Below are 23808 nucleotides of genomic sequence, written 5' to 3' on the forward strand. Positions count from 1 at the left end.
CTTCTAAAAAACAAAGAACTAGTTTTCAAAGGGATCAGCCTCAAAATCCTTTTTCCTTGCTCTTAGTATTTATAACTCTGTAATTTCTTTTTGAAATACTTCCCATGTCTTGAAGGTGTATATTTTTCATCAATATAAAGGCGGGGTGCCCATTCTTTATCAAAAACCCAAACCACATAAGAAATACCTTTTTCATCTGAATAGTTGGTAATAGCATCACCATAAGACTCATCGCTAACCACAGGAGAATGAGCTCCCGGATCTTCAGGACCGCAAAAACCAATTTCTGTTAAAATTACTGGATATTTATCTTTTACGAATCCCCAATCTTTTGTCCATTTTTCCTCCCAAGGCTTTTCACGTTTTTGAGGATAAGGATGAGAAACATAAGCTATTCCTTCAACATCCAAAGGACTCTCTTTTACTGGAGTAAGATCATAGGCCCAATTGAATCCGGCAACTAACGGAATACCTTCTCCCCCATTGGTCCGAAGAATGCCAATCATTTCTTTATTTAGTTCCTTCCATTGCTCCCATGTAATTGTTCCCAATTCATTATTATAAGTAGTAGGCTCATTAAAAAGCTCATAAAAAGCTACGGTTGTATTCTTTCCATATTTTTTACCTATTGTTCTCCAAAAATCAAAGGTTTGTTTTTTATCCGTATCATACATATCATGTTGATACATTTCAGTACGTAAATTCCCGATGCTATGCCAATCTATTACAACATACATTCCCAATTCACCTGCCCATTGAATACCATCGTCTAAAAGTTTTAGATACGCTTCTTTTCCTCTTTTCTTCCATGCTGTTGGATGTACTGGAAACCGCACCAAGTTAGCTCCCCAATGCTTCATTTCTTCGAAGTATGATTTATTCCACAACTGTTGACGTTCGAGTTTATCAGGATCACTAGTATTTAACCCTCTAAAAACTGCAATTTTTCCATCTTCCTTCACAAAGCTATTCCCTGAAACACTAACCCTACTTAAGACCTCTTGAGAATGCACAAAATTAATAGCAAGAAGTAAGATAAAAGTTGCCACAGTTTTATTCAAGAAAATTTTCATGTTTTTATTTTTATAAGATTATTACTATTTTGATTAGCAGTTGTTACGAGTGCTACACCTATTCCATTATTTAAATAATTGCTACTTAAACATTGAATAGTTACGTAAAGGTCTTAATAATATTTATAAAAATTTGTCGCCTGAATTTTTAGTTTATAAGATTGATAATATAGTATCAATATTCGAAATTTTTGACAATTTTATGAATACCTAAAGCATATGGAATATGATTAATTGGCCTTTCTAAATAATGGGTATTCCCAGACATTGAAAAGCTTAAGAGAAACCACCCACAATTTATTTCTTCGATAGTACTCAGTTCATTTTTCTATTTTGCGTAGTCATTAAAAAACTGTTCGGTGTCTTTTAAATCTTTCAAACCTAATATCCAACAGACTTCAGAAAGATCTGAGAAGTCTAAACCGCCTTCAAAAATAGCCTCATTTTTGTATCTCCCCTCTTGACCGTTGTATTTATTTGAGGTTTTAATGGCTAGTCGCCAAATAGCAAGTAATTTTGGATCAGAAATTTTACTTTTCCAATTTTTAAACTCAGAATCATGAAACCCTGGAGTTCCGTTTCCAACTGCATTACCATCTGGTATTTTTTGATAATCCGTATTATTTTTCACAAAGAGTAACTCTTCTGGAGTTGTTGTCTTTTCATTCCAATCACTATGCTGTACCACATGAAAACGTTTAGAAATGTCCACGTTAGGCATATCTGATTGAATCACCCTTAAAAGGGCTGCTGTAAAATCAGACTGACCTGCTTCAGCAATCCAAATATCACCTTCATTGAGTACTGTATTTTTAACAATAACGCTAACCTTTTTTATCGCATTTTTAAAATTTTCATGTGCATCTGTCCAATTATCTCCAAAAGCCAATTTCATTAAATCATTTGGAGGCACATATAACCCTTTTTGAATACCATATGTACCCGCTACTGCATGAAAGTTTATTTTCGAATACAAGGTGTCAGACAAAATAGTAGCTAATGCTGCAGCCGTGTGTAAGTCGTCTACATCCGTTTTACAATCAAATTGAACTAATAATAAATCTTTTTCTTTATTAAAATCACCTTCGCTTGAGATTTTCATATCCGTAGCATGGCCATTAAACGATATAAAGGAAATTGCTATGACTATTAGTACTACTATTTTATTTTTCATTTCTGTTATATTTTAAGTATTAAATTAATTGGATTGTTATTACTTCCCCGTTGTACGTTACTGTTTGCCCCTCGGGCTTATAATTAAACGCATTTGGATTTTCTTTACTTACTGTTTTAATTACAAATTTTCTGTTTTTTAACATCCAAACTGTAATAAATATTAATATTAATGCTCATTTTTTAATTCATCTCTGGTTATCGTATTTGAGTACTTATAAATATCCTTAACACCTTCATCTGTATTTGCAGTTTTAAGCCATCCTGACCAAACCATGAACCAAGACCATTTTGGTTGAGCCTCTAAAATAAGAACATTTGGTAATTGTCCCACTTCACCAAGAGCGATTGGTTTGCCATCTGCCAATTCCAATAATTGTTCATAATCTTTTTGCTCATAATCATAATGATACACATCTGTAGCTAACACATCAACAAATTGATGTCCTGGATAAAAATCTTTGTATTCAAAAGCTTCATCTTTGGGTATATCTCTAGGAGCATTGGCATTCCAAACCCAAATTAAATTATTTAAGCTATGATAATCTGTCAAACGTTGATATAACATTTTCCATAGTTTCATAAACCCTTCTTCACCCTTTTTGTCTCCCCACCAAAACCAAACACCATTCATTTCGTGATAAGGTCTAAACAATACAGGTATCTTATTTTTTTGAATCTCTTTTAAGTGAATTGCCAGTTGATCTACTTGATCTAGCCATCTCTTATGCACTAAAGTTCCTGGTGTTACAAGGTCTTTCCAATCTTTATTAGAAATTTCACTTTGAACACTCTCTTTCCAACCATAAGGTGCATCATCTGATGGTTTACCTACATGCCACATTAATGTAATTATCGCACCATCTTCATGTTTTTTTATGACTTCGTTTACAAGTTTATAACCAGGATCAACCTCACCATTACTCCAATAAAAATCAGCTCCCCAAATGGCAGGGTATTTTCCGGTCATATTTTTTACACTGTCATAAAATCGATTTGTTTCATGACTATAACAATGTTGGCCTGAAAGAATTTGACCATTTAAATTACCTATATAAGTCAATAAATCTTTTACTTCTTTAGAGGCTTCTTTGTTTACTGGTTCCATCTGTGCATTACACACGACACTAAAGACCAAGGCAATTAGTAAATAATAATATTTCATATTTAATTTTTATTCAACAGTTGATCTGCTGCTAATATTAAAAATATATAATCTGTTGTTCCTCCTCCCAGCACATATTCAGTTTGTTGCCATAAGAAGGGCCATTCTAATAATTCTGGAAAATCGGGACGAATTAATGCTGTACCCGAACCAATACCTCCCGGAATATAAGAATGTTCTCCTCTATTTATTCCATAAGCCTGTGTTAAAGATCTTGATCCTACACCACTAGCAAATGAGGATGTATTTATACCAGGATGTACGCCCAAAATAAAATTCATAGCATTTAACATATACTTTTTAGGAAAAATATCTGGATAGCTAGTATGGAAATAATATTGTCTTACTCCAAAGTTTTGAATGCCCCAACCGGCTCCCCAAATGTCTGGTTTATAAACTAAGCCATATGGTGTTTCATTTTCCAATTGCTGAACTTTTTCTAAATATTCTTTTACCGCACCTTCAATTTTTGTTCTGAACTTTTTACTTTTCACGAGTGGTAATGCAGGGCCTACGACCCATCCTACTTTTTCTATATTTTCAGTTATCACCTTAACATTATCACTTAAATATTCTGCATATTTAGCATTGCCTGTAGTTCTTAATAACTCGACAGCCAACTCAATTTTATCTAACTTATTATTGGTGGACGTATTTGCCCAAATATTTTCTGCTATTGTTAAACATTTTGATGCTAAGCCCTCATTAAATCCTTTTAAAACTCTTGCGGTAGCCGCAAGTGCTGCCGCTGTATTAATTTCTCTTTTGGGATTGTTTTCTGTAAAAACCCATCTGTCATCTGGTGCATTATCCAATCCTTTTTCAATGTCAGATACTCCTGATGCTGATAATTTATCATTTCCTGAATAAACTACATTATCACTATGGTTCACCGCGTCTCCTAGTAGAATATATTGACGCTTATGAGGTACAATAATCCCTCTATAGAATCTACCTAAGGACTCATAACCTCCTACAATTGACAAGGCTCCATGTTCTATTTGCTGCAACACATCCGCTTTGCCATCTGGCTGAAGCATTTCTACCGTTTTTGTCTCTTGATCAATACTGGTATTATCATAATCTACCTTAAAGATTTCGTAAATATGAGCTAATCCTTGAATGGTTGAAGCTTGAGATTCTACTCTAAGATCATAGTCTCCGGCATCATGCCAACCTCCTAAATTAATTCCGGGAACATGATCACCAGATTTAAAAGTGGTAAGCGTTTTTGGGCCTTGTAAATAACCATCAAAATGATTGGTATTGACCGGTGCCATTCTTGCATCATCTATATGGCAGCGTCCATGCCAAACCTTATACCTATCATTTACCCTCATATGGCACATTTGCACAGGTAAAAAATATTCTAATGTTGGTTGCCAAACATTTCTTTGAAAAACAGTTGTACTTATTTGAAATGGACGTGTTGTAAACTCATTATATTTAATTACATACATTCCAGGTTCTTTTATTTCAGAAAAATCAAATTGGTAGTATTTGTACCGTAAAAAGTTGCCCCAATCTTTAAGGTTTTGCGATAACACTTCTGTAAATCCGCCTTTATTGTTAATTCTTAATAGCTTTATTTCTTGAATGTTTTTATCAAGCTTATCAGTTTCAACAACGGCAATTTTTTCTTGATTTGGATGATAACCAACCTGCGACACTTGTACTACTGGACTGTATTTATAATTATCAACAACATTTGGAGTAATTAGCCATTCTATAGCATTTTTAGTTTTACCAGAAGGCACCAAAGACCTAACCACAAACCATCCATTACTATGTTTAGCTCTACCATCTATTAATTGTAAATCCGTATTTTGAAGATTTTTAATATGTAGTGTTTGACTTTCATTTTCAGGAACTATAACCAGTTCTTTTCCTTTAGCCATGGGAGTCAATTGAAACTCATCATCGCCATCCTTATATCCGGGTCCATTAGCTTGTCTGTTAAATAACCCAAAATGATCATCCATATAATAACTCTTACCGAATAACGCCCCAGGAAACAGTTCTATATTCATACCCACTTTGCCAACCCACTTTTCTGGAATTGGCTCATCTAAATCAACTACAATTTTAAAAGATTTTCCTTGAGGAACAATTTTTAAATTATAAGACATGTTTAAATCAGGATACACAATAGGATTAAACCCTGTTTGGTTTTTTGTAGCATCAGGATAGGTCATTTTTACACTAATCTCATGGCTTTTCCAATCCACTTTTCTTTCACCTACTTTTGGAACAGGTTGCCATTGACCGGGTGTAGGTTCTAATCTTAAATCACCATTAGTAGCAACTCGAATACCATTTTGAATAATTCCGACACCTCCTTGATGACTCTCGGGGTAAAAATCATGTGCCAACATAACATTAGCACCTTGCATTTCTAAATACTCCAAAGTATTAATAGTAAAAATTTGAGTAGAATCTACTTTCTGCTGTCCATAAAAATAAACACTACTGAGCAATACGTAAGCAAATAAAAAATGTTTCATAATTCTAAATATTTCAAATGATAAGTTCTTTCAATTGTATCAATAAATCCACTCATATAATAAGTTGAATTGTCTATAATAAAATATTATATATCATAAAATCAATCCGACCTATTGTAAATATATTTAACAAAACCCTAATAACATACATGTTTTAGTGAAAACTTACACAAAAATATTACCTATACAACAATTGTATTATTACACGCTTCATCATTTATATCACTTCATTTTGTATTGGATTATTTTTACAGTGTAATACTATAGTTACTTCATTACCCATAATTGATTTTTTTTGAAAAAGAACAAATGACATAAGCTTTTCTATAACCATTAATTAGTTAAATCTTCAAAACCAACAATGAACATAAATCAGAAAATATCATTAAAAGAAAAAATCGGCTACGCGTTAGGTGATGGAGCAGCAAATATTGCTTGGAGAGGTGTAGCCACCTTCTTATTTATATTCTATACTGATGTTTTTGGACTAAGTCCAGTAACCGTTGGTGTTCTATTTCTAGTAGCTAGATTTAGTGATGGAATAAGTGATATCTTAATGGGTGTTATTGGCGATAGAACCAAATCTAAATATGGTAAATTTAGACCCTGGATATTATGGACAGCTATACCATTGGCTGTAATACTCTCACTATTATTTACAAGCCCTGATTTAAGTGCATCTGGTAAAATTGCTTACGCATATGTTACCTATATCTTTTTTACGCTACTTTATACAGCCAATAATATTCCATATGGTGCTCTTATGGCAGTTATGACAGGAGATGATAAAGTGAGAACAACTTTAGGTTCCTATAGAATGGTAGGAGCATTTGCAGGTGGTATGCTTGTTCAAGGTGCCTTATTGTTTTTAGTAGCTCATTTTGGGAATGTGAACCCAGACATTGAGATCAATAAATTAGCTAATGAAAAGTTTAAAGTAGAAGTTTCTACATCAAAAGATGTAGAGAGTGTCAATATAAAAACAGAAGACGGTATCGCAACATTTGTTTGGGAAGATGCGAATATGGATTCTGAAGAAAATATTCCAACCCATGGAAAGAGTTTTGCAATGCAAGCCGGTAAAAAGTACTCATTTATTGTAACAGGAGAAGAAAATATTACCAACAGTACTATTTCAATTATTGATCAAAAGAAAGGCTATAGTAATTCCATGTATGTGATGTCTGCTTTTTTAGCACTATTCATGTTCATTACATTTTACACAACAAGAGAAAGAGTACAACCCCCTAAAGCTCAAAAAAATAATTTAAAACAAGATTTAAAAGACCTTATTTCTAATAAACCTTGGGTTGTTCTATTGGTTATCGGACTCCTATTCAATGTTTACAATTCCATAAAACAAGGTATTGTTGTTATCTATTTTACACATTATTTAAATGATCAATTATTAGCGGCTTCTTATTTGGTTGGACTCATGTTAGCCTCTGTAGCTGGTGCCATGCTTACTTCTCCTTTAGGAAGAAAACTAGGTAAACGCAATTTATTTATATATGCTTTACTCTTTTCTGGAGGTATAAATGCATTACTGATGTTTTGTGGCCCAGAAGATATTGGTGCCATTTTCACCATCGGTATTGTTTCAGAGTTTGCCTCTGCAATGTTTCCAACTTTGTTTTTTGTGATGTTGGGTGATGCTGCAGATTTTTCAGAATTTAAAAATGGAAGAAGAGCAACAGGTCTTATCTATTCAGCAGGTTCGTTTGCCACTAAATTTGGAGGCGGAATTGCAGGAGCAATAATTGGATTAGTATTAGGGGCTTTTCATTATAATGGACAAGATACAACATCTATAAAAGGAGCAATTCCAGGTATTATTATGCTTATGAGTTGGGTTCCAGCAATAATAACGGTAGTAACTGCTGCATTAATGACCTTATATCCTCTTAACCAAAAGAAACTTGATGAGATTACTTTAGAATTAAATACCAGAAGATTAAAAGAACAAAACAACTAATACGATTAAAGATATATATTATGAAATACGGACATTTTGATGATGCTAACAGAGAATATGTAATTACGAACCCTAAGACTCCTTATCCTTGGATAAATTATCTTGGTAATGAAGATTTTTTCTCATTAACCTCAAACACAGCTGGAGGTTACACCTTTTATAAAGATGCTAAATTCAGAAGATTAACTCGCTACAGATATAATAACGTCCCTGTAGATGATGGTGGTAAATACTTTTATATAAAAGACGGTGATACGGTTTGGTCTCCAGGATGGAAACCTTCTAAAACAGAACTAGATAGTTATGAATGCCGTCATGGTATGAGTTACACAAAATTCAAAGGCTCAAAAAATGGCGTAGAGACTGAAGTTATTCAGTTTATACCGCTTGGATTTTGGGGAGAGATTCAAAAAGTAACCCTTAAAAACACATCTTCAGAAGTTAAAAAATTGAAATTATTTTCTTTTGTAGAATGGTGTTTATGGAATGCTGAAGATGATATGACCAACTTTCAAAGAAATTTTAATACAGGTGAAGTTGAAATTGAAGATTCTGTAATCTATCATAAAACTGAATTTAAAGAAAGACGCAACCATTATGCATTTTACTCAGTTAACCAACCTATACATGGTTTTGATACCGATAGAGAATCATTTATTGGTTTATATAATGGTTTTGACGCACCAGATGTTGTTACCGAAGGAAAACCTAAAAACTCTGTTGCTCATGGCTGGTCACCAATAGCATCTCATTATATTGAAGTTGAGTTACAACCAGGTGAAGAAAAAGACTATGTATTCATGTTAGGCTATGTAGAAGTTGATAAGGAAGATAAATGGGAAAGTAAATCAATCATTAATAAAAAACCTGCAAAGGAAATGATTGCCAAGTTTGATACTGTTGAAAAGGTGCAAGCTGCTTTAGATGAACTAAAAACCTATTGGGATAATCTTTTAGGTAAAATAAATATCCAATCTAACGATGATAAATTAGATAGAATGGTAAACATTTGGAATCAATACCAATGTATGGTTACCTTTAATATGTCTCGTTCTGCTTCATTCTTTGAATCAGGTATTGGACGTGGAATGGGATTCCGAGATTCTAACCAAGACCTGATTGGGTTTGTGCATCAAATTCCGGAAAGAGCAAGAGAACGTATTTTTGACATTGCCTCAACGCAATTTGAAGATGGCTCGTGCTATCATCAATACCAACCTTTAACTAAGAAAGGAAATTCAGCCGTTGGAGGAGACTTTAATGACGATCCTTTATGGTTAATCCTTTCAACGACAGAATATATTAAAGAAACAGGTGACTTTTCTTTATTAGATGAAATGGTGCCGTTTGATAATGATGCCTCAAAAGCAAAACCACATTTTGAACATTTAAAAGTGTCTTTTTACCATGTTGTTCATAATCTTGGTCCACATGGACTTCCTCTAATTGGAAGAGCAGACTGGAATGACTGCCTGAATCTAAATTGTTTTTCAGAAGATCCAAATGAATCTTTTCAAACTACAGGAAATAAAAAGGATGGAAAAGCAGAGTCATTAATGATTGCTGGTCTTTTTGTGGTTTATGGTAAAGAATATGTAAAATTATGTCGCAGAATAGGAAAAGAGGAAGAAGCTAATGAAGCTGAAAATCATGTAAACAATATGATCGAAGCTGTAAAAAACCACGGATGGGATGGCGATTGGTATTTGCGTGCCTATGATTATTATGGAAACAAAATTGGATCTAATGAAAATGAAGAAGGAAAGATTTTTATAGAATCTCAAGGCTGGTGTACTATGGCCGAAATTGGTAAAGAAGAAGGAATGGTTAAAAAATCATTAGATGCTGTTAAAGAACATTTAGATTGTGATTATGGTATTGTTTTAAATAGCCCTGCTTTTACAAAATACCATATTGAATATGGAGAGATTTCAACATATCCTGCCGGTTACAAAGAAAATGGAGGCATTTTTTGTCACAATAATCCATGGATAATGATAGGAGAAACAGTATTAGGTCGCGGTGATCAAGCTTATGACTATTATACAAAAATAGCTCCTAGCTTTTTAGAAGATATATCAGAACTGCATCGCGTTGAACCGTATGTATACTGTCAAATGATTGCAGGTAAAGAGGCTTTTAAGCCTGGAGAGGCTAAAAATTCTTGGCTTTCTGGAACTGCTTCTTGGAACTTCTTTGCAATTACTCAATATATATTAGGTATTAAAACTGATTATGATGGATTAAACATTAATCCTTGTATTCCAAAAAAATGGGATGGTTTTAAAATGAAAAGAGATTTTAGAGGTGCTACCTATCATATAGAAGTTAAAAACCCTGATCATGTTAGTAAAGGAATAAAATTAATTAATGTAAATGGAAAAGCTATCGATTCTACTATCGTTCCTATCCTAGAAAAAGGAAAAGAACATACTATAGAAGTAATCATGGGATAAACTATTAAAAATATTACAATATGAACACATTCATCATTCAAAGACACAAAGTAATACATTCTATAATTACTTTGTGCTTTTTACTAAGCTATTCGCTTACAAACGCTCAACAATCAAGTAATATTCATTCAAAAAATACTGAAGTAAAAATTGACAGTATAATTTCTTTATTAACATTAGAAGAAAAGGTATCGCTAGTCCACGCTCAATCAAAATTTAGCACTCCCGGAATTCCTAGATTAGGGATTCCTGAAATTTGGATGTCAGATGGACCACATGGTGTTAGAGGAGAAATTAATTGGGACAATTGGGGCTATGCAGATTGGACAAATGATTCAATAACAGCATTTCCTGCTTTAACTTGTCTTGCCGCAACCTTTAACCCAAGTCTTTCCAATGATTATGGAATAAGTGTTGGTGAAGAAGCACGGTATAGAAAGAAAGATATCTTATTAGGACCTGGTGTAAATATTTACCGCACACCTTTGAACGGCCGTAATTTTGAATATATGGGTGAAGACCCTTTTCTTGCCTCAAAAATGGTAGTTCCTTATATAAAAGGAGTACAACAAAATGGTGTTTCAGCTTGTGTAAAACATTATGTTCTAAATAACCAGGAAGAATGGCGTGATCATATAAATGTGAAAGTAAGCGAAAGAGCGTTGCATGAAATCTATTTACCTGCCTTTAAAGCTGCCATTATGGAAGGCGGTGCATGGTCGCTTATGGGTTCGTACAATAAACACAACGGACAATATTGTAGTCATCATGATAAATTAATCAATAAAATTTTAAAAGGCGACTGGGGTTTTGATGGTGTTGTAATTACCGATTGGGGAAGTGCACATGATACCAAAGAGGCAATTCTTAATGGATTAGATATTGAAATGGGTACAGGAACTGACGGTTTAACTACAAACCAAAAAAATGCCTATGACAATTATTATCTGGCGTACCCTTTTTTACAATTATTAAAAAGTGGTGAAATTGACGAGAAATATGTAGATGATAAAGTACGTAGAATTTTAAGGTTGATGTATCGAACAACCATGAGTTCTAATAGACCGATGGGTAGAATGAATAATGTGGAACACCACGAAGTTGCAAGAAAAGTAGCTTCTGAAGGTATCGTATTATTAAAAAATGAAAACAATTTCTTTCCTATTAAAGATGATAAAAACCTAACAATAGCTGTGATTGGTGAAAATGCTACACGTTCTATGACTATAGGTGGTGGTTCTTCAGAATTAAAAGCACAGTTTGAAATTTCACCATTGGAAGGCCTTAAAAAAATCTACAAAAACGCAACTATAATTCATGCTATGGGTTATGCCTCAGGACCATCTGCTTATGCGAAAGTTCTACCATCTACATTAGATGCTGAGAAACTTAAAACAGAAGCTATTGCTACAGCTCAAAAAGCGGATATTGTTTTATTTGTGGGTGGATTAAATAAAAATCATCATCAAGATTGTGAAGGTGGTGACCGTTTAAAATTCGGACTTCCTTTTGGTCAAGAAGATTTAATCGATGAACTTTTAAAGGTTAACAAAAACATGGGTGTTATTCTAGTTAGTGGTAACGCAGTAGAAATGCCTTGGTTAGAGCAGGTGAACGGATTAATGCAATCGTGGTATTTAGGAAGTATGGCTGGTCAAGCCATTGCTGATGTTGTTATAGGCAATGTGAACCCTTCTGGTAAATTACCTTTTTCTTTTCCTAAAAAATTAAAAGATAATGCAGCTCATTTTTATGGTGATATTTCTTATCCTGGCGACTCTATTAATCAAGAATACAAAGAGGGAATTTTAGTAGGCTATAGATGGCACGATACTAAAAAAATAAAACCATTATTTCCTTTTGGATTCGGATTATCATATAGTTCTTTTGACTTAACCGACATTACCACTGACAAAAAATCATATACTCCTAAAAGTCAAATTAAAGTGACTTGCACGGTATCCAATACTGGGACTAAAGATGGTGCCGAAGTAGTACAAGTATATGTGGGCAAATCTAAATCTAAAGTCCAAAGAGCTTTCAAAGAACTGAAAGGGTTCAACAAAGTAAATCTCAACGCTGGTGAACAAAAAACTATTGAGGTTTTAATAAATACTGATGACCTTTCTTTTTATAATGAATCTACTGCCAATTGGCAACTTGAAACTGGCAATTACTACATTTATGTGGGTAACGCCTCGGATCATATCACAAAAAAAATTAAATTCACAATTAACTAATAATCATCACATGAAAATCAACTTTAAAATCACCGTATTCCTACTCCTATTTATGGTTTCAGCAATTGGTTGCGAAAAAAAAGAAGAAGTAGAAGAAGTAGAAGAACAAGTTAATGAAGAATCATTAACATTAAAAAGTGCCTTTGCAGACGACTTTTTTATTGGGTCTGCCGTAAATGATAATCATATTAACGGAAAAGACACGCTGGCTTTACAATTAATTGGAAAAGAGTTTAATACACTTACACCAGAAAACATTATGAAATGGATGAATATTCATCCTGAAGAAAATACTTTTAATTATGATATGTCTGATCAATATGTGGCTTTGGGTGAAAAAAACAACATGCATATCGTTGGCCATACTTTAGTTTGGCATAGCCAACTAGCTCCGTATATAAATACGATAAGTGACAGTGCTACAATGGCTGACAACCTTAAGAGTCATATTAACACAATAGTTGGTAAATACAAAGGAAGAATACATAGTTGGGATGTTGTAAATGAAGCCTTAAATGAAGATGGTACCTTACGAGAATCTATTTTCTTAAAAGTAATGGGTAACGATTATATTAACTATGCTTTTCAACTTGCGGCTCTGGCAGATCCAGCAGCGGAACTAAATTATAATGACTATAACCTTTGGAAACCTGAAAAAAGAGCAGGTGTAGTTCAACTCGTGAAAGACTTACAAGCAAAAGGTACAAAGATAGATGGCGTTGGCATGCAAGCACATTGGAGTTTAGAAGGCCCATCAATAGAAGATATTGAAAACAGTATTCTTGCCTATTCAGATTTAGGTGTAAAGGTGATGTTCACGGAATTAGATGTAACCGTATTGCCAAATCCATGGGATTTAAACGGAGCGGCAGTGGAACAAAATTATGATAAGTTTGAAGGAGATCCTACGATGAACCCTTATCCGAATACATTACCTGATTCAATACAAAACAAACTAGCTAAACGATATGAAGACATTTTTAACTTATTTTTAAAACATAAAGATAAAATAAGTAGGGTAACTTTCTGGGGAGTACATGATGGTCAATCTTGGCTCAATGACTGGCCTATAAAAGGAAGAACAAATCACCCGCTTTTATTTGACAGAAAATTGAATCCAAAAAAAGCGTATCAACAAATAATAGGGCTTAAAAAACAAAACTAATCAACACATAAAATTATGAGTTCTATTTCACAAAAATTATCCATAAAAGAAAAAATAGGCTATAGCTTAGGTGACCTTGCCGCAAACTTGGTTTTTCAAACGCTAATGACTTACCTCGCCTATTTTTATACCGATATTTATGGGCTTGAAACAAATCATGCCTCGGCTATTATTCTAACAGTAGGTTTGGTTGCCGCTTTCGGTTTTAATCCAATTATAGGAGCACTTGCAGATAGAACAACCTCTAAATGGGGAAAATTTAGACCTTGGATATTATGGACAGCTGTACCACTCGGAGTTGCTGCCCTTTTAGCATTTAGCACGCCTGATTTTGAGTATAAGGGGAAGGTTATTTACGCTGCAGCAACCTATTCTCTTTTATTATTACTCTATGCTGCTAACAACTTACCCTACTCTGCTTTAAGTGGTGTAATTACTGGTGATATGGGAGAGCGAAATAGCTTATCATCATATCGATTTGTAGCCGTAATGTTCGCTCAATTTTTTGTGCAAGTATTTATGCTACCTATCATTGAAACAGCTGGTGGTGGTGACAAAGCCGTTGGTATTGAAATTGTAATGACTTGGCTAGCTATTATTGGTACTATTATGCTCATCATAACTTTTTTAACAACAAAGGAACGTGTAATACCTAAACCTGAACAAAAATCGAGCTTAAAAGAAGATATTGGTGATTTAACCAAAAATAAACCATGGATTATCATGTTGGTTTTAACAACATTAATTTTTATTACACTCGCTATGAAAGGTGGTTCATACGTTTATTATTTTAAAAATTATGTTGATGCCAATGAGCTAACCACTTTCATTAGTCCCATTTTAGATTTCTTATCTAATATCGGAATTAACTTCTTTGGAGAAGACCCGGTTTCTGCTGGTTTTGGTTTGTTTAATGCTGGTGGAATTATTTTTATGATTGTTGGTATCGGTTTATCCAAAAAATTAGCAGATAAATATGGCAAAAGAGATGTTTTTAAAGTGTTCTTATTTATATCAACACTTTTTATTATTTTCTTTTATTTTTTCTCCTCAAAATCAGTGGAGTTAATGTTTATCTCACAAATATTCCATGGTTTTTTCTATGGAATTACAATTCCGTTACTATGGGCAATGATCGCAGATGTTGCTGATTATTCTGAATGGAAAACCAATAGAAGAGCTACAGCCATAATTTTCTCCGCCATGATGGTTGGTTTAAAAGGTGGACTAAGTATTGGTAGTGCATTATTAACATGGATTTTAGGTCTTTATGGCTATGTTACAAAAGAATTAGCTACTGCTGGCGAAGCTATTATACAACCTGATAGTGCCATACAAGGGACTAAAATGCTCGTAAGTATTTACCCTGCAATTCCATTCTTATTAGGAGTTGTGTTGTTGTTTTTTTATGAAATAAATAAAAAAATGGAAACACAAATAGAATCAGAATTAAACGAAAGAAGAAATTAAAATTTAAAATTATGCCAGAAGAAAGTATAGAACATATCGATTTTGATGCTTTAAACAAAAAAGCGATCTCTCAGCCCCTAGTCTCACATATTTATACGGCTGATCCATCGGCACATTATTTTAATGGGAAAATTTATATATACCCTTCACATGATGTTGATGCCGGAGAAGCCTTTGATGATCTTGGAAGTCATTTCGCCATGGAAGACTATCATGTAATTTCAATGGACAGTATTGACAGTAAAGCTATAGACAATGGCATCGCCTTACATGTAAATGATGTACCATGGGCAGAAAAACAAATGTGGGCTCCTGATGCTAATGAAAAGGATGGTACTTATTATTTATTTTTTCCAGCGAAAGCCTATGATGGCATATTTCGTATTGGTGTAGCTACAAGTTCATCACCTACTGGTCCATTTACGGCTCAACCTAAAGCTATTAAAGGGAGTTTTTCCATTGACCCTGCTGTTTTTAAAGATGATGACGGAAGCTGTTATATGTATTTTGGAGGCCTTTGGGGCGGACAATTACAGCGATGGAGAACTGGAACATTTAATGCTGCGGAACCTGATAGTCCCACTGCCTTTCTTCCTAATGATAATGAACTTGCATTATTACCCTATGTTGCTAAAATGACAGATGACTTATTGGAATTTGCAGAAAAACCTAAAACAATAGAAATTGTAGATGAAAAGGGTGCTTTATTATTAGCAGGAGATAACGAGCGTCGCTTTTTTGAAGCTGCTTGGTTACATAAACATAATGGTAACTATTATTTCTCTTATTCTACCGGTGATACGCATTTTATATGTTATGGAATTGGTGATAATCCCTATGGTCCGTTTACGTATAAAGGAAGAATATTAAATCCAGTTGTAGGTTGGACATCGCATCATTCGGTTTGTGAAATTGAAGGAAAAACCTATTTATTTTACCATGATTCTTCTTTATCTAAAGGAGTAACACATTTAAGATCGGTAAAAGTTGCTGAAATTACCTATTTGGAAGATGGAACAATTGTAACATTAGATCCGTATAAAGATTGATAAAAACATAAATTTAATTTTATGAGAAAAGTTATACCATTTCTAATCATCGCAATTGCATTGTGGAGTTGTAATACCAAAAGCAAAGAAAACAATACGACCCTACAAAAAGAAATAGAACAAAGCTATTACAATAATCCAATTTTGGCGGGTTGGTATCCTGACCCTAGCATTACGGATGATGGTAAAGGAAATTATTACCTTGTTAATTCTACGTTTTCGTATTTTCCGGGCATCCCTATTTTTCATAGTACGGATCTAGTAAACTGGAAACAAATTGGTAATGTTTTAGATAGACCTGAACAATTAGAATTGGAGGGTTTAGGAATGTCTAGAGGAATTTTTGCCCCAGATATCAGTTATGATAATGGTATTTTTTATCTTACCTGTACCGTAGTTGATGGCAAAGGTAATTTTGTAGTAACCGCAGAAAATCCAGCAGGTCCATGGTCTAACCCCACTTACTTACCTGAAGTTAATGGTATTGACCCTGCCCTATTTTTTGACGATGACAAATCATATATTATTTATAATAGTGATGCTCCTGATAACAAACCATTATATCAAGGTCATCGTACCATTAGAATGTTTGAATTTGATAAAGAAAATTTAAAAGTAGTTGGTGAAAATAGAATACTAATTAATGGAGGTGTTGACATTTCTAAAAAACCAGTATGGATTGAAGGCCCAAGAATGTATAAGTTGAATGGTTATTACTATTTAATGGCGGCAGAAGGAGGAACTTCAGTAGACCACTCTGAGGTGATCCTGAGAAATAAAAACATCAATGACGAATTTATACCTTATAAAGACAATCCAATACTTACGCAAAGACAATTAGATCCCAATCGAAAAGACCCGATAACATCCGCTGGACATGCTGATTTAATTCAAACTAAAAAGGGGGAATGGTATGGCGTATTTTTGGCTACAAGAGATTATGGAGACGATCATTACAACACGGGTAGAGAAACCTTTTTAGCTCCTGTAAAGTGGATTGATGATTGGCCAATCTTTGATTTGGATGGTGAAACTATTAAATATCAATATCCATTACCAAAAGGTGTAAAAATCAACAAAGAACTTTTCAACCTCAATGGAAACTTCACTTATACTGAAAATTTTGACAATGATAAATTAGGTTATAATTGGATGTTCTTAAGAACTCCAAAAGATACTTGGTATAGTCTAGAAGAAAAGATAGGTTATTTAACTATAAACACAAGGCCAGAAACACTATCTGGCATAAAGAATCCGAGTTTTATTGGGCATAGACAGCAACATTTAAAAGGTTCTGCTAGTGTAACGATAGACTTTTCTACTCAGACTCCTAATGAAAGTGCAGGTTTAGTTGCCTTTCAGAACGAAGCACATTTTTACTATTTATGTAAATCAATTAAAAATGGCAAACCTGTTGTTGAATTGATAAAAGGCGGTGAAAAAGAGCCGACCGTAATTGCTTCTGTTGATTTACCCGAAACAACTTCTACAATCCAATTAAAAATAGAAGCGAATGTAGACACCTATAACTTTTCTTACGCTATAGAAAACGACTGGAAAATCCTTGCAGAAAAGATTGACGGAAAGTACTTAAGCACTAAAGTAGCGGGTGGTTTTGTTGGAGTTACCTTAGGGATGTATACCACTTCAAATGGAAAAGAAAGCATTAATAAAGCGTATTTTGATTCTTTTACCTATACTGGCAATGATGCTATCTATGAAAATTAATTGATTTTTTTAATGTATTAATATCATCGTTTTTATAACAATAACTCAGACTTTCGAATCCGTAAGTTTGAGTTACTTGTTTATATCAACAGCATAAATAATTCCTGAGAGCATGTCAGGAACGAGTAATCGTTCGTTATGCTCTTCTAAATAAAAATCGGCCGCCGATTTTAATCCGTCAATCAACACAGTGGCTTCTTCTGTTTTTCCATTTATTTTCCAAACCTTTCCTTCACTCCAGCTACTCACATAATAATTACCTGCACTGTCTTGCTCTATACCATCTGCACCTCTAAACACACCTTTTAAAGGTGCTAATTCACCTCCTTTGTTTACCAACACATTTCCAAGAAAAAATGATGTAACCATAATATTGTTATTATTATCCAGCCCAACGCCATTTGGATTCAACATAAGAGGAGATGTATCTTGCACTAAAGACACTTTTCCTTGTAAATCTACATGGTAAACTCGACCTAATTCTGGTACTAACTTTGCCTCATCACTATCTAAAGGCCAAAGGTTGTTCTTTTCATCTCGCATATATTTGGTTGCTCCCATATCCACCACGTAAAAACCTTTAGCGTCCGCATCAACAGCAACATCATTTAAGTATAATACTTCTTTTGGAAAATCATCTTTTTTTACAAAAACACCCGTTTTTCCATCCTTGTCTACTTTCCAAACGCAATCTAGATCTGAAAAATAGAGGTGTCCCTCTATAAATACAATCCCCTTTGGTTCATCAAATCCTTTTGCAAATACACGTACTCCCTCTTTTGAAATTTCAACAATCTCACCATCTCCTTTCTCTTTACCATTCATTACAGATACATAATAATTATCATTAAATCCTTTGGTAATACTTTCAGGTTTTATACCCACTTTAACTGGAAATTTAATATCAGACTCAACATTACATGCTACTAATAAAAACAATAGAAAGAAAAATGACAAAAATTCTAGGCTCCCTTTTAATTTTCTTAAAATTTGGATAACTACTTTTTTCATATTCATTTGAATAAAATTTAACAAAATTATTATAATACATAAACGGATAGACCACTTCAGCACTTTCATTTGGTATAAAATCATTAAAAAAAAGGAACTTTTAAAAAATCATAACAAAATAATTTATTTATTAAGTGTCCAGTATATTGCACCAAAAATGTGATTCAAAAAGTTTTTGTCTTTATACGTTTCAGGTTTATGACCTAAAGCAGTGTAAAATGACCTTCCTCCTTCATACTCTTGATACCATGAAATAGGATGTTTCTCTCCCATACCTTTTAACGGGATATCATCATAACCCGCAGTAAAATCATAAGAAGCTTCATCAACAGTCAAAAGAATATTTAGTTTATCTAAATTCATGTTTTCAAAGTTATACCATTCGTCACTACGAAGCCATTTCTTTGGTAGATGCCAAGTTGCAGGAAAATCATTATTCTCAACTTTTACTATTGCTGCTTGTAATTTTGGATGATTTACAAATTTTGCTCCAACAAGACCATCAAACCAAGAATTATTGTTTTCACCATCTGCTGTTCCATGGATACCAACAAAGCCTCCTCCTCGTTTCATAAATGCTTTTAAAGCAACCATATGCTTTGTCTTCAACGAATCAGCATTAGCGTTCATAAATATTACGACATCATGTTCTGGTAATTTCTTTATAAGATCATTTGGCCTTTGTGTCCAATTAAACGTAAACTGATGTTCTTCTGCCATTTCTTCAAAAGCTTGAATAGCAACAGGGATAGTATTGTAATGCCAAGTATCATGTTGGGTAAACAATAAAACACTAAACTGATCTTGAGCATTTGTTTTAATCATTGTAAGGACACTTATAATTAATAAAAGATACTTCATTGTAAAAATTTTTAGAATCAAACGCTTATTTTAATAATTCATAATAAATATATTCCCAAGCTAAACTAACACTGAATAAAGGTGGAAAACTATAATCTTCAACTTCTGACAAGATATATTGAGCTCCAGCTATTTCTTGATAGTTGAAAATATCCTTGAAATCTATTTTACCACTTTCACCTAATTCTTTATAATCTTTCACATGCCAACTAATAAATCGTTTAGGATAATTTTTAAAATAATCGACAGGATTCACTCCTCCCACTTGCATCCAATATACATCTGATTGAAAATAGACATACTCAGGATTGGTGTTTTGAAGAAAATAATCATAAATGGTTACGCCTTCTACCTTTAAAAATTCATCAGCATGATTATGATACACAAACTTAAGTCCGTTCTCTTTACAAAGTTTTCCAACTTTATTATAATAATTAGAATACTCTTGAAGTTCTTTGATCGTCTTAATGTCTTTTAATTTACTATTTGAGGTAGATAGATATTCAACACCAGCTTTTTTATGGTCTTGTATCGTTTTATTCCACCACGTATTTATTACAGTATCATCATTTTTATCTTCAGGATCGAAAAAAGTCATAGAACCCAAAAATTTCATACCTGATTTTTCAACCATAGCCTTAAACTGTTTTGGGGTTTGACCGTAAAAACTACCATTTTTATATACAAAAGTTTCAACATAGCTATACCCCATTCTACCTAGTTGAATTAAGGTTTCTTCTGGGTTATCAAGCATGTTATCATGTACAGAAACGAGCTGAATACCAATGTTTTTGTTTTTAGGATTATTTTTTATGTATCTGGTTTTCCATAAGCTTTGATTCTCATTATCAAACCCTTCTAATATAACATCCGTATAATTTTGAAAGTTAAAATCAACCCTCATTGTGTTATTACCATTAAGGTCTTTGTCTTGCATCGTCCATTTTTTTTCTGAAGCAAAGATTCCTTTTCCAGTAAAAAATACGCCTTGTGTATTATGACCTGCAGCAAAAATAGTATCAGTAAAACTATCATAACCAATAATTTCATGAAGCAAAGGATTATATTGGTTACTACTATCTTTTTGTAAAACTTTAACTGTGAGAGAATGATTATTGAAATTATTCATACTACTCATTTTTATTTCTGGAAATTTTGCTACACTATCTGTGCTGGGATTTACAGCACTTATCCACTGACCAGCGTATTGTCTTAGTCTATCTTTTTGAGAAGATATACTATAGTTTTCTTGAGCAAAACCGACAAAACACATAAAAATTACAGCTAAAAATATAACTTTTTTCATCTTTACTTAATTATTATTAAGGTGAATAAATAATGGATTCTCCATTTCCTTTTTATAAGCCTCTAAAACAAATGGATTTTTTTCTATACGGGCATCTTTCCAATCATGCCATTGAAAACCACTTTTGTTAGACCAATATATCCAATCCCAATTGATGTAGCAAAATGCTTTTATCCCTGGATTATCATATAACATCTCGAAATAAGGTTTAAACCATTTATCCCAAGAAGTTTTACCATCTAAAACTCCAACATATCGTGGTGTCGACTCGCCAATCATTACTGGTTTTTCATGCATATGAGCTCTATCAAAAAAGTTTTGTAAGCCAATATTTGAAAATTCTTCTGGACTAAAAATATCAATACCCCACCAATCGACATATTTGTCTCCGGGATAATATGCCATTAACTTTTCAAGCCCTATAAAGTCAGCCGAACCACCACCAGAACACCAAACCGTAGCCGATTTTATATTCTTTTCTTTAAATGCTTTAGAAATAGTTATGAAAACTTTTTTAAAACTTTCAGGAGAATATCCATTCCAATCACCCTCAAACTCATACCCTATTCTGGTAAAGGATGGTCTGTCTATATCCAAAAGCAATTTATAGAATGCTTGTAATTGTTTGTCATATTTTCCATCAGCTACTTCTTTATCTAAGCCTGCCCCAGTATCATTACCACCAGTAAAACCTAAACCAATTTGAGGCATAATCCCTTTGGGCAAACTATCTAAAACATGTTTTAAATCTTTTCCCCAAGATTCAATCTTTTTCACTGGTGCGGTTATATTAACATAAGTCATATATATTGCAGGCATCTTATTTTGCCCAACGGCATTTACATAATCTTGAAAGCCATTTTTATCCTGACCAGCACCGTGATAAACTCCTGTTTCTGGTTCGTATTTAGCATTATAATTAAAACGAGGGATTACCTCTTGGCTAAATCCATTTTGCAAAAACAACAACAGAATAATTAAACTTACTTTACGCATAACTAATAAACTTTTAGTTTTATATTTTTTTTTAAAATATGTTTTCATTACTATTTGAAAACCAACATTTCACTGATACTAATTTGCATTTACATATAGATAATTTATGAGCTTTTTACACACTAGGTTACAGATTACTATTTATCTAAATTCTTAATTTCAAATAATTCTTTTCTACTACGTTTTTAAAATCGTTTTTTAACTGCTGGGTAAATTGGCTATCAATATTCGCCTTAGTCGCAATAATTAAAGTATTCGTAGACGCCACAGTATTTGAAATAGTATACTCATGATTTAAAAAACCACATAGATCTCTAACAATTTCTTCTTTAGCTACATTTAATATTGCTGCATTACCAGTAAATGAAATTGAATTTAGGGTGTTTTCATAGGTATTCAGTGACGCTTTATTTTCTATCTTTTGATACTATCAGCCAAAGGTCATAGCGATTATCACTATATCTTTTTAAACTTAAAAACGCACAAAGAAATATCAATAAACTTCTTACTGAATTTGTGCTATTAATTATATTTAAATGTCCGTTAGTTATTTTCCTTTAGGCCTTCTAAAAATCCAAAGTAAGCAGGTTTTTCCTTTAAATTTTCATCATATATACACGGCCAATCGTTCAAATTAAAGAACCCATTAATCCATGTATCTCTATCTGTAAAATCCCAAAAAGTAATTCCGTACTGTTGTTCTTTAGGCACAATTTTACGATACATTTTGGCGAGGTTCTTATATTTTTCTGCTTGAGCTTCTTTCATTTCGTCAGTCAATTCATCATATAATTGAACTCCTCCTAATCTAGAATCGTCATGTGTATTAAAAATAATATCTACTTCTGATAAATGTATTTGCAAACCCGTAGCTGCCGCTTTTTTTAAGGCATCTGCTATTGTTTCATCAGGAATATCCATTCGAATGTGCATTTGAAATCCAATTCCAGAAATAGGAACTCCCTGTGCTTTTAATTCTTCAACCATGCGAAGTGTTCCATTTAATTTAGCAGTGTCGCGTTCAATATTAAAATCATTATAGAATAATACAGCATCAGGATCTGCTTCATGAGCATATGTAAAGGCCTTCGCAATATAATCTTTACCCATCGCTTTATACCAGATTGTTTCTCTATAGGCTCCACCTTTCGTTTCTAAACCTTCGTTAACCACATCCCATCCATGTACTTTACCCTTATATCTACCCACATATTTATGAATATATTCTTTCATAAATTCAGCTAACCACAAACTGTCTTTCTCTGCCTTTTCTATCACCCATTTAGGTGTAGAACTGTGCCAAATTAAATTGTGCCCAAAAAGTCGTTGCTTATTTTTTTCTGCATAATTTAAAATACTATCAATTCTAGACCATTGATACGCTCCCTCTTTTGGAAGAATTTGCTGCATTTTCATATCACTAGTTGCCGTGATACTATTAAAATTTGCCTTTTCTAACACTTGTAGTTCTGAATCAGATAGTAACGTTGTGATACGAACAGCGGTACCAATTGGAAAATTTGCGACATCTTTCAAACCTGTTTGTGACGGTTCAGACTGCTTACAACTTGTTATGAGTAACAAAATAATGGACAACTTTAAAACTAAATTATATTCTTTTTTTAAAATCATCATT

Annotated in this window: 17 protein-coding genes; 7 read left to right on the forward strand and 10 right to left on the reverse strand. The window is 33.3% G+C overall.

Translation table 11 applies throughout. From position 1 onward, the window contains the following. Nucleotides 1–62 precede the first annotated feature (62 nt). The 4 genes from D3P13_RS09225 to D3P13_RS09240 form a co-directional block, all read right to left on the reverse strand. Nucleotides 63–1073, reverse strand: coding sequence for a glycoside hydrolase family 5 protein (locus D3P13_RS09225; RefSeq protein ID WP_117881628.1), 1011 nt, complete (start codon nt 1071–1073; stop codon nt 63–65). Between the two features lie 328 nt (nt 1074–1401). Beyond that, nucleotides 1402–2247 (reverse strand): hypothetical protein, encoded by an 846-nt coding sequence (locus D3P13_RS09230; RefSeq protein ID WP_117881630.1) that lies wholly within the window; start codon nt 2245–2247, stop codon nt 1402–1404. 168 nt (nt 2248–2415) lie between these two features. After that, complete coding sequence (locus D3P13_RS09235) at nt 2416–3411, reverse strand: glycosyl hydrolase (protein WP_117881632.1); 996 nt, start codon at nt 3409–3411, stop codon at nt 2416–2418. Nucleotides 3412–3413: 2 nt separating this feature from the next. Then, entirely contained in the window at nt 3414–5915 is a 2502-nt protein-coding gene (locus tag D3P13_RS09240; protein ID WP_117881634.1) for a glycoside hydrolase family 9 protein, read from the reverse strand. Nucleotides 5916–6276: 361 nt separating this feature from the next. On the opposite strand from D3P13_RS09240, the gene D3P13_RS09245 reads away from it, so the two are divergent. The 7 genes from D3P13_RS09245 to D3P13_RS09275 are packed head-to-tail and all read left to right on the forward strand — an operon-like array spanning nt 6277 to nt 17998. Next, nucleotides 6277–7890 carry an MFS transporter gene (locus D3P13_RS09245; RefSeq protein ID WP_117881636.1) on the forward strand — a complete coding sequence of 538 codons (1614 nt, stop codon included), beginning with the start codon at nt 6277–6279 and terminating at the stop codon, nt 7888–7890. Between the two features lie 20 nt (nt 7891–7910). Then, nucleotides 7911–10346 carry a GH36-type glycosyl hydrolase domain-containing protein gene (locus D3P13_RS09250; protein WP_117881638.1) on the forward strand — a complete coding sequence of 812 codons (2436 nt, stop codon included), beginning with the start codon at nt 7911–7913 and terminating at the stop codon, nt 10344–10346. 20 nt (nt 10347–10366) lie between these two features. Next, nucleotides 10367–12586 (forward strand): glycoside hydrolase family 3 C-terminal domain-containing protein, encoded by a 2220-nt coding sequence (locus D3P13_RS09255; protein WP_117881640.1) that lies wholly within the window; start codon nt 10367–10369, stop codon nt 12584–12586. Between the two features lie 10 nt (nt 12587–12596). Then, on the forward strand, nt 12597–13751 hold the full coding sequence (locus D3P13_RS09260; protein WP_117882242.1) for an endo-1,4-beta-xylanase: 1155 nt from the start codon (nt 12597–12599) through the stop codon (nt 13749–13751). Between the two features lie 15 nt (nt 13752–13766). Further along, nucleotides 13767–15221, forward strand: a complete 1455-nt coding sequence (locus D3P13_RS09265) for an MFS transporter (RefSeq protein WP_117881643.1) — start codon at nt 13767–13769, stop codon at nt 15219–15221. 11 nt (nt 15222–15232) lie between these two features. Continuing rightward, the gene (locus D3P13_RS09270; RefSeq protein WP_117881645.1) at nt 15233–16270 is read left to right on the forward strand and encodes a glycoside hydrolase family 43 protein; all 1038 of its coding nucleotides are present in this window, start codon (nt 15233–15235) and stop codon (nt 16268–16270) included. Between the two features lie 21 nt (nt 16271–16291). After that, complete coding sequence (locus tag D3P13_RS09275; protein ID WP_117881647.1) at nt 16292–17998, forward strand: glycoside hydrolase family 43 protein; 1707 nt, start codon at nt 16292–16294, stop codon at nt 17996–17998. A 72-nt stretch (nt 17999–18070) separates the two neighbouring features. Here D3P13_RS09275 and D3P13_RS09280 read toward each other — a convergent pair whose 3' ends face one another. From D3P13_RS09280 to D3P13_RS09305, 6 genes are all read right to left on the reverse strand, one after another. After that, entirely contained in the window at nt 18071–19015 is a 945-nt protein-coding gene (locus D3P13_RS09280) for an SMP-30/gluconolactonase/LRE family protein (RefSeq protein WP_232829162.1), read from the reverse strand. A gap of 117 nt (nt 19016–19132) precedes the next feature. Beyond that, nucleotides 19133–19870, reverse strand: coding sequence for a ThuA domain-containing protein (locus D3P13_RS09285; protein WP_117881649.1), 738 nt, complete (start codon nt 19868–19870; stop codon nt 19133–19135). Nucleotides 19871–19895: 25 nt separating this feature from the next. Then, nucleotides 19896–21176, reverse strand: coding sequence for a sugar phosphate isomerase/epimerase family protein (locus tag D3P13_RS09290; protein ID WP_117881651.1), 1281 nt, complete (start codon nt 21174–21176; stop codon nt 19896–19898). A 6-nt stretch (nt 21177–21182) separates the two neighbouring features. Continuing rightward, a complete protein-coding gene (locus D3P13_RS09295) occupies nt 21183–22172 on the reverse strand; it encodes a glycoside hydrolase family 26 protein (RefSeq protein WP_157972875.1) in 990 nt (329 codons plus the stop codon). Between the two features lie 145 nt (nt 22173–22317). After that, nucleotides 22318–22590: an alpha-glucuronidase family glycosyl hydrolase gene (locus tag D3P13_RS22440; RefSeq protein ID WP_117881655.1), complete on the reverse strand. Its 273-nt coding sequence runs from the start codon at nt 22588–22590 to the stop codon at nt 22318–22320. Between the two features lie 125 nt (nt 22591–22715). Next, nucleotides 22716–23807, reverse strand: a complete 1092-nt coding sequence (locus D3P13_RS09305) for an endo-1,4-beta-xylanase (protein WP_232829163.1) — start codon at nt 23805–23807, stop codon at nt 22716–22718. Nucleotide 23808 lies beyond the last annotated feature (1 nt).

This window comes from Aureibaculum luteum, from assembly GCF_003449015.1.
Taxonomy (GTDB): Bacteria; Bacteroidota; Bacteroidia; order Flavobacteriales; family Flavobacteriaceae; genus Aureibaculum; species Aureibaculum luteum.

Bases quoted from the DNA above. Each gene is read 5' to 3' on its own strand.
- D3P13_RS09255 (WP_117881640.1), top strand. From the start codon at position 10,367: ATGAACACATTCATCATTCAAAGACACAAAGTAATACATTCTATAATT.
- D3P13_RS09285 (WP_117881649.1), bottom strand. From the start codon at position 19,870: ATGAAGTATCTTTTATTAATTATAAGTGTCCTTACAATGATTAAAACA.
- D3P13_RS09270 (WP_117881645.1), top strand. From the start codon at position 15,233: ATGCCAGAAGAAAGTATAGAACATATCGATTTTGATGCTTTAAACAAA.
- D3P13_RS09305 (WP_232829163.1), bottom strand. From the start codon at position 23,807: ATGATGATTTTAAAAAAAGAATATAATTTAGTTTTAAAGTTGTCCATT.
- D3P13_RS09250 (WP_117881638.1), top strand. From the start codon at position 7,911: ATGAAATACGGACATTTTGATGATGCTAACAGAGAATATGTAATTACG.
- D3P13_RS09280 (WP_232829162.1), bottom strand. From the start codon at position 19,015: ATGAATATGAAAAAAGTAGTTATCCAAATTTTAAGAAAATTAAAAGGG.
- D3P13_RS09245 (WP_117881636.1), top strand. From the start codon at position 6,277: ATGAACATAAATCAGAAAATATCATTAAAAGAAAAAATCGGCTACGCG.
- D3P13_RS09295 (WP_157972875.1), bottom strand. From the start codon at position 22,172: ATGCGTAAAGTAAGTTTAATTATTCTGTTGTTGTTTTTGCAAAATGGA.
- D3P13_RS09235 (WP_117881632.1), bottom strand. From the start codon at position 3,411: ATGAAATATTATTATTTACTAATTGCCTTGGTCTTTAGTGTCGTGTGT.
- D3P13_RS09290 (WP_117881651.1), bottom strand. From the start codon at position 21,176: ATGAAAAAAGTTATATTTTTAGCTGTAATTTTTATGTGTTTTGTCGGT.
- D3P13_RS09265 (WP_117881643.1), top strand. From the start codon at position 13,767: ATGAGTTCTATTTCACAAAAATTATCCATAAAAGAAAAAATAGGCTAT.
- D3P13_RS09240 (WP_117881634.1), bottom strand. From the start codon at position 5,915: ATGAAACATTTTTTATTTGCTTACGTATTGCTCAGTAGTGTTTATTTT.
- D3P13_RS09275 (WP_117881647.1), top strand. From the start codon at position 16,292: ATGAGAAAAGTTATACCATTTCTAATCATCGCAATTGCATTGTGGAGT.
- D3P13_RS09225 (WP_117881628.1), bottom strand. From the start codon at position 1,073: ATGAAAATTTTCTTGAATAAAACTGTGGCAACTTTTATCTTACTTCTT.
- D3P13_RS09230 (WP_117881630.1), bottom strand. From the start codon at position 2,247: ATGAAAAATAAAATAGTAGTACTAATAGTCATAGCAATTTCCTTTATA.
- D3P13_RS09260 (WP_117882242.1), top strand. From the start codon at position 12,597: ATGAAAATCAACTTTAAAATCACCGTATTCCTACTCCTATTTATGGTT.